At 34.2% G+C, this 8,834-nt stretch carries 3 protein-coding genes; 2 read left to right on the top strand and 1 reads right to left on the bottom strand.

Features of this window, described 5'->3' with window-relative positions; all coding sequences use genetic code 11:
• Positions 1 to 18: 18 nt before the first annotated feature.
• Entirely contained in the window at positions 19 to 1,440 is a 1,422-nt protein-coding gene (locus LX95_RS03190) for a DUF5689 domain-containing protein (RefSeq protein WP_111539964.1), read from the top strand.
• Between the two features lie 81 nt (positions 1,441 to 1,521).
• On the opposite strand, the gene hflX is transcribed toward LX95_RS03190, so the two are convergent.
• The gene (gene hflX / locus LX95_RS03195) at positions 1,522 to 2,751 is read right to left on the bottom strand and encodes a GTPase HflX (protein WP_111539965.1); all 1,230 of its coding nucleotides are present in this window, start codon (positions 2,749 to 2,751) and stop codon (positions 1,522 to 1,524) included.
• 176 nt (positions 2,752 to 2,927) lie between these two features.
• Here hflX and LX95_RS03200 point away from each other — a divergent pair.
• The coding region (locus tag LX95_RS03200) for a hypothetical protein (protein WP_211307632.1) at positions 2,928 to 8,834 on the top strand (5,907 nt) is incomplete at its 3' end.

An 8,834-nucleotide genomic window follows, 5' to 3' on the forward strand; every position in this document is an offset into this window, starting at 1 on the left:
AATAAATTAATTAGAATTATGAAAAATATCAATAAGATTTTAGCAGTTAGTAGCCTGTTTTTTGCAGGTTTGATGATTACATCTTGTGTTCAGGATGATGACTTTAGTACGCCAGAGATTACTTATGAAGAGCCAAATGTAAATGTAAATACTACAATTGAATCTGTTAAAGAAATGTATGGTGGTTTTGAATCTGTAAAGATATCTGCAGGAGAAGATTCACAAGAAGAATTGTACTTAGAGGCTTACGTAATTTCAAGTGATGAAGCAGGGAATTTTTATAAATCTATAGTAATACAAGATAGTCCAGAAAATCCTACAGGAGGTTTGGCTATTTCAACAGAAGCTACAGATGCTTATTTGACCTATGATATAGGAAGAAAAATTTACTTTAGAGTTGATGGTCTTTACATTGGTCAATATGCTGGTTTACCTACCATAGGAACTAATGAAGGTGATGAAATTGGTAGAATTGGTGTAGATGATTTCTATGATAGAATCTTGCGTTCAAACGATAAGGAAGAAATTATTCCAACTGTGATTTCTATCTCAGAAATTTCTGAGCAATACTTAAACACTTTAGTGCAGTTCAATGATGTGCAGTTTGAAGATGATTTAGAAGGAGAATCTTTTGGAACTATAGGAAGTACTTTTAGTGTAAATAGAGATTTTGAAAATTGTGATGGTCAAACAGCAACCTTAAGAACAAGTGGTTTTTCTGATTTTAAAGACATGGTTTTGCCTTCAGATAATGGTTCGTTAACAGCGGTTTTAAATATTTTCAATACCTCTTACCAATTGTCTTTAAGGGATGAAAACGATATAAACTTTAACGAATCGCGTTGTGGAGAAGGAGAAGGTGAAGGAGAAGGAGAAGGAGAAGGAGAAGGAGAAGGAGAAGGAGAAGGAGAAGGTGAAATTTTAACTTCTTTGTCTGAAGGTTTTGAAGGTCAACCTGCAGGACAGGGAGAAGATTTAACTTTAGAGAATTGGGTTAATGTAAATGTTAACGGTGGTGAGAGAAGATTTGAGATTAGAGAATTTAGTAGTAACAATTATGCTCAGACTTCAGCATACAATTCAAATGAAAATCCTTATAATGTATGGTTAGTAACTCCAGGTGTAGATTTAAGTGCTGCTACTTCGGCAACTTTATCATTTGAAACTAATGATGGTTTTAATAATGGTGAAGCTTTAAAGACATACATTTCAACTGATTTTACGGGTGATCCAACTCAGGCTACTTGGGTAGAATTAACTGAAGTAACTTATTCTACAGGTAACACAACAGGTTATGGTACAGGTTTTACACCATCAGGAGATGTAGATTTATCATCTTATATAGGAGAAACTGTATATGTTGGTTTTGAATATTCTGGTGCTTCAGATGGTATAACTACTACTTACCAAATTGACAACGTTAATATAGTTACAGAATAGTAGGGTTATAGTTTTTAAACATAAAAAAACCGCTTCTAAAGTTAGAAGCGGTTTTTTTGTGTTTAAAATTTGATAAAAAGATTAATCTTCTTCTATTTCACCGGTATATTTATCATATTCAGGGTAAAGAAAATTATTGTAAGGGAAGCGAGTAATATGAATTTCCCTAACTGCTTCATACACCTTCTTTCTAAACTCTTCCATATTCTCCTTATTAATAGCCGATATGAAAAGTACATTGTCACCTAGGCGGTTCATCCAAGTACGTTTCCATTCCGTTAAGGTATTATGAGCAGGAGTCTTTTCTGTAATTAGATCGTCTTCTTCAATAACTTCTGGGGAATAAGCATCAATTTTATTAAAGACCATAAGAGTCGGTTTGTCCGCACTTTCTATTTCATCTAAAATTTGGTTAACTGAAGCAATGTGATCCTCAAAATTTGGGTGAGCAATATCTACCACATGCAAAAGTAAATCGGCTTCTCTAACTTCATCAAGTGTAGACTTAAATGATTCTACCAATTGCGTAGGAAGTTTTCTAATAAAACCTACTGTATCAGTTAATAAAAAAGGCAGATTTCTAATCACCACTTTACGAACAGTAGTATCTAAAGTAGCGAATAATTTATTTTCGGCAAATACCTCACTTTTACTTATCACATTCATTAAAGTAGATTTACCAACATTGGTATAACCTACAAGAGCAACTCTAACTAGTTGACCGCGATTTCCTCGTTGAACAGCCATTTGCTTATCAATGGTTTTAAGCTTGTCCTTTAATTGAGAAATTTTATCTCTTACGATACGTCTATCTGTTTCAATTTCTGTCTCTCCAGGACCGCGCATACCAATTCCTCCACGTTGCCTTTCTAAGTGAGTCCATAGTCCAACTAAACGCGGTAAAAGATATTCGTATTGAGCCAATTCTACTTGCGTTCTAGCATAACTTGTTTTGGCTCTTTGAGCAAAAATATCTAAAATGAGATAGGTTCTATCTACTACTTTACATTTTAAAATTTTCTCAATATTCTTTTGCTGGGCAGGGCTCAATTCATCATCAAAAATAGCGGTACCTACGTCATTTTGTTCAATAAACTCTCTTACCTCCTCCATTTTCCCTGTACCAATAAAGGTTTTAGGATTAGGAACATCTAATTTTTGTGTAAATCGTTTTAAAACTTCACCACCGGCAGTGTAGGCTAAAAATTCTAGTTCATCTAGATATTCTTCAGACTTCTCTTCATCTTGAAATTTATTAATAATCCCAATCAAGACCGATTTTTCATATTCAATTTCTTCTTTCTCTATCATTTAATTGTAATTTATATTTCAAAAATACAAAAAGAAATGTTAGCGGTTTTAAGTATTAGCTTCCAAAAATCTTTTAACAATTTTTGGTTAAAAAATATTTAAATCTTTGTATATTTATCGGCATTATTCATAATTGAATGTTAAATGAGAACCCAAATTTTAAAACTTAATACAATATGAAAAAAATTACTTACGGAATTTTCTTATTTTTTTGTTTGTTTAGCTATCAGCTAAGCGCTCAAATATATACGGAGGATTTTGAATCAGGCTTAGGAACATATGAAAATGCGGTTGGGAATGATGTCGACTGGGAGGTGAATACATCCCTCTATCAAGACGGTTTACAATCGATATCAAATGCATACGGTAGTAGTAATGATAATAGTATTTTTCAATCAATTTCTTTAGACTTAACCACAGCTAATAACCCTCAGCTTTCATTTTGGCACATTGCCAAAACAGAAGGTGGTTATGATGAAGCTATCGTAGAGATTTCTACCGATGGTGGTGTAACATTTACACCTTTTGCTTTAGAAGATTATTCAGGAGGGGGAGTTTTAGAAGCTCCAGGAATTTTTGATGAAGATTCTTATGCAGATTGGGGTACATCAGACACGGAGCCTACGAATGCCTGGTGGAAAAAAGAGTTTTTTGACCTATCTGATTATATTACAGATGCTGTTGTGATTCGATTTAGATTAACATCAGATGGATCAGCAAATCGAGCAGGATGGTTTATAGATAATATTCAAATAAATGAAGTAACATGTCCTACTCCTTCTGATATCGTAGTCGATAATATTATGGCAAACTCTGCAGATATTAGTTGGACTATCGGAAACTCAGAAGCAGAATGGGAAATTGTTTATGGTATTGATGGTTTTGATCCTAATACAGAAGGAGATACTGTTGTAGATAATGATGGAGTTTTAGGAGAATCTATAAGTTCTTTAAATTCTAGCTCTGATTATGATGTGTATGTAAGAGCAATTTGTGGTGCTGGAGATGAAAGTGAGCTTACTGGGCCTTTTTCATTCACTACCGCTTGCGATGTTATATCATTACCTTGGTCTGAAGATTTTTCTTCTTCTACCACACCAAATTGTTGGGAAGAAACAGGTGATGCTGCATGGGATTATAGTTTAAATGCAGATTATGCTGCTCAAGATGTTGAGGATCATACTGCTGGAGGCGGTACTAATTATGCGTGGTTGGATGGTTCTGATAATAATGATGGCAATTCTAGTTCTCTAACTTCACCTTTTATAGATGTATCTACCTTAGCTCAACCTGCTTTGGAGTTTTATTTATTTAGTAACAATACAGATGATGCGGCAATCAATACAGTTGAGATTGAACTTTATGATGGAGCCGCTTGGAACTCTGTATTGTCTGTTAATAATTTATTAGGTGAAGATTGGTTTCAGTACGTTATAGATTTATCGCCATATACTATTACTGGAGCAGTCCAAGTAAAATTTACAATTACTGGACAAGCAAATGGAGGATTTACTTTTTCTAATGATATATTATTAGATGATGTTACTTTTATAGAAATGCCAGCTTGTACTAACCCTATAGCATCATATTCTGTGGTGGGTAATTGTATTGATGGTCCAGAGTTTTTTGTAGAAGTAGATATTACCAATATGGGTGGAAGTGATGATGTCGTTATTACGGATAATCAAACTCCAGAGGAATCCCAAACTGTATCAGCAGTAGGTGTATATTCTTTTGGTCCTTATGATAATGGTACAGATGTTATTATAACTTTAGAAAATAGTTTAGACTCTAACTGTAATACTGTAAGTAATGTTCTTACGCAAGAATTTTGTACTGAAACTTTTATAGACTGTGTTAACGATGGCCCTTTAAATGTAAATTATTGTTATGATAATGATGAAGATTATGAAGTTACCTATGTAAGTACAGATGGTACCCCTTTAAATTTAACTCTCAATGGTGGGTTTCTTGAAAGCTGTTGTGATGAATTAATCGTTCTAGATACAGATGGGACAGAGTTATTTAATAGTGGAGGAGATATTTCAGGGAATACTTTCCAATCTACTGGAGCAGAAATAACAGTAATTATTTCTTCTGACGGTTCTGTAAACTGTGGCGGAAACGATTATGACCCTATAGATTATACAGTGTCTTGCGCAACTTGTGTTAATCCGCAAGTAGCCTTTGAAGTTGTTGGAGATTGTATAAATGGACCTCAATTCTTTGTAGAGGTTGATATTGCAGATTTAGGAAGTTCGGCAAGTTTGACTTTAACGGATAATCAAACTCCAGCTCAAACAATTCCAGCTACGGCAATTGATGTTTATAGTTTTGGACCATATCCTAATGGAACAGACGTAATAATTACAGTAGCAAACGATGATGATGCTAATTGTACTCTTGCAAGTTCAGAGCTTACTCAAGAACTTTGTACAGAAACTTTCATAGATTGTGTGACAGATGGTCCGCTAAGTGTGAATTATTGTTATGATAATAATGAAGACTATGAAGTTACTTATGTAAGTACAGATGGTACCCCTTTAAATTTAATTATTAATGGTGGGTTTCTTGAAAGCTGTTGTGATGAATTAATCGTTTTAGATACAGATGGTACAGAGTTATTTAATAGTGGAGGAGATATTTCAGGGAATACATTCCAATCTACTGGAGCAGAAATAACAGTGATTATTACTTCTGATGGTTCTGTAAACTGTAGTGGAAATGATTATGATCCTATAGATTATACAGTATCTTGTGCTACTTGTGTTAATCCACAAGTTAACTTTGAAGTTGTAGCAGATTGCGATGTAGATCCTCAGTTTTTAATCGATGTAGAAATAACTGATTTAGGAAGTGCTACTGAATTATTGCTTTCCGATGGCGATGTTGCCAATGATCAAACTATTGATGCTGTAGGAACCTATACTTTTGGACCTTATGCAAATGGTGATTTAATGAATATATCTGTTTTAAACACAGGTGACAATAATTGTGAAATTAATAGTGGAGAGCTTACGCAAGAATATTGTTCTGCATTAAATGTAGATTGTTCTGTAGGGCCGCAAAACTCTGTATTTTGTTATGATGATGATGAAACTGTTGAAATTGTCTACACAAGTATAGATGGTACCGTTTTAAATTTAATGGTTAACTCTGGACAAATGGCAACATTTGGAGATAGTTTTGTTATTTTAGATAGTGATGGTACAGAATTATATAATGGAACAGGTAATGCCGGAGATTTATCAGGTATAAACTTCCAATCGACTGGAGATAATATAACAGTTCAATTGATTTCAAATGGATTTACTAGTTGTCAATCTAATGATTATACTCCGGTAGATATTACAGTGTCTTGTGCAACCTGTGTTAATCCAGAGGTTAATTTTGAAGTAGTAGCCGATTGTGATGTAGATCCTCAATTTTTAATCGATGTAGAAATAACTGATTTAGGAAGTGCTACTGAATTATTGCTTTCCGATGGCGATGCTGCCAATGATCAAACTGTAGATGCTATAGGAACTTACACTTTCGGTCCTTATCCAAATGGAGATTTAATTAATATATCTGTTTTAAATACAGGAGACAATAACTGTGAGATAAACAGTCAAGGGCTTACCCAAGAATATTGTTCTACATTAAATGTAGATTGTTCAGAGGGGCCAGAAAACACTGTTTTTTGCTATGATTCAAATGAAACAGTAGAAATTGTTTATACAAGTACAGATGGTGGTCCACTAAATTTAACTGTAAACTCAGGAGATATTTATACTTTTGGTGGAGATTTTGTGATAACTGATACAGATGGATCAGTTTTGTACACAGGAACAGGAGTTGATGGTGATTTATCTGGTATTTTTGTACAATCTACGGGAAATCAGATTACAGTTACTTATAATGCTGGGTTCTATGCTTGTGGTGAATCAACTTATACTGAAATAGACTTAACAGTTTCTTGTGCTACTTGCGTTAATCCTCAGGTAGAATACTTTAAGGAATGCGATCCAACAAATCAAGAATACTCAATATCTGTAGAAGTTACTGATTTAGGTTCAGCTGCTTCTGTAGAGATTACAGATGATCAAGGAAGTACTCCAGAAGTATTAACCACTTTAGGTACGGTTACTTTTGGTCCTTATTCTTATGATACAGATGTAGTAATAACTACACAAAATTTAGATGATGTAAACTGTACAATTAACAGTCCTATTATCAACTCAGATAGTTGTCCTCCAATTCCTTGTTTAGAGGCAGAACCTTTTTGTTCTTCAGAAGGTTTGTTATTTGAAAATGTAGATGATGATTCTAATACAACAGCACCTCCAGGAATTGATTATGGATGTCTATTTACTCAGCCAAATCCAGTATGGTATTTCTTGCAAATAGATGAGCCTGGAGACTTATCTATAGATATAGTTCAAAACACATCTTTTGATAATAATGGTAACCCTAACGGAGACGGTTTAGATGTAGATTTTATAGCTTGGGGACCTTTTGATAGTGTAGAAAGTGCTTGTAATGGTTTAACGATACAAAATCAAGTAGCTGATAATGATTTTGGAGATGGTTGTAGTTACTCTATAGATGCAGAAGAGACTTTAGGTTTAGAAAATGCACAAGAAGGAGAAGTTTATGTGTTATTAATTACTAATTATGACGGTGCTGCAGGTTATATAAGTCTTAACCAATCAGCAGGAGATGGTTCTACAGATTGTAGCATTATAGATGAAAATACGACTTATGCTTGTAGTGATGATCCAGTTACATTAACTTCTCAATATCCAACAGCTTTAGCTTATGTGTGGTATATTCAAAATACAAGTGGTGGTTTTGATGAAATAACTGGTGAAACTAATATGAGTATAACTGTTAATGAGGGAGGAATATATAGATTAGATACATTTAATAATGAAGGAGAATTACAACAAGAAATATTTACTGTAATATTTTCTGAAGGCCCAGATTTATCTTCTGTTAACGATACAGTTTCGTTTTGTGGATCAACTTCTGCAACTATAGATGCAACTATAGCTAATCCTGATGCTTTTGATGCAGTAACTTATCAATGGTCAGATGAAAATGGTCCTATAGTAGGTGAAGATCAAGCCATATTATCTGTTTCAGAAGCTGGAATGTATACAGTAATGGTTTCAGGAGTTATTTTAGATAATGATGGAAACCCTACTAGTCAAACTTGTGACACTTCTAAAACTATTGAAGTTACCACAGCAGATTTTGCTGTAGATGCGGGAGATGATCAATCTGCTTGTGATGTAAATGATTTTACGTTAACGGCTACGGTAGTTGATGGAGATATTACAAATGCTGTTTATGAGTGGTTAGATTCATCAGGAAATGTAGTAGGAACTACAGAAACTATTATAGTTACAGAAAGTGATATTTATACGGTAACAGTTACTATAGATGGTTGTTCAAACTCAGATGATGTTGAAGTTGTTTTTGGTCAAAGTCCAGATTTATCAAATGTAATTACGGCAGATTCTTTCTGTGAAGGAACTGATGTAACTTTAGATGGTACAATAAATAATGAAAATGTATTTGGAACAATAACCTACGAGTGGTCAGATGAAAATGGTCCTATCGCTGGAGCGGATCAATCAACTTATACTGCAACTGTTGAAGGGCAGTATACAGTAACCGTTGCAGGAACAATTATCGATGGTTCTGGTAATGAAACAGCTTTTACTTGTTCAAGTTCACAAACCATACAAGTAAATGAAATTATATTTACCGTAGATGCAGGTTCAGACCAAGATATTTGTGTAAACACTACAGATTTAACAGCAGTAGTAGCTGGAGAAGATGCTACGAATGCCACTTATGAGTGGATTGATTCTGCAGGTAATAATGTTGGTAATACGGCTACGGTTTCAGTAAGCGATTCTGATACTTATGAGGTTACAGTGACCATTAATGGTTGTTCAGTCTCTGATTCTGTAATTTTAGACTTCATAGAAACTCCTCTAATTGATTTAGGATCAGACGTTGTGACTTGTGATATAGGCGGAGTTGTTATCGATGCTACTCCTGTTATGGGTACTTCGGGAGTTACTTTTGAG

The sequence above is a fragment of the Mesonia algae genome (assembly GCF_003253545.1).
Taxonomy (GTDB): domain Bacteria; phylum Bacteroidota; class Bacteroidia; order Flavobacteriales; family Flavobacteriaceae; genus Mesonia; species Mesonia algae.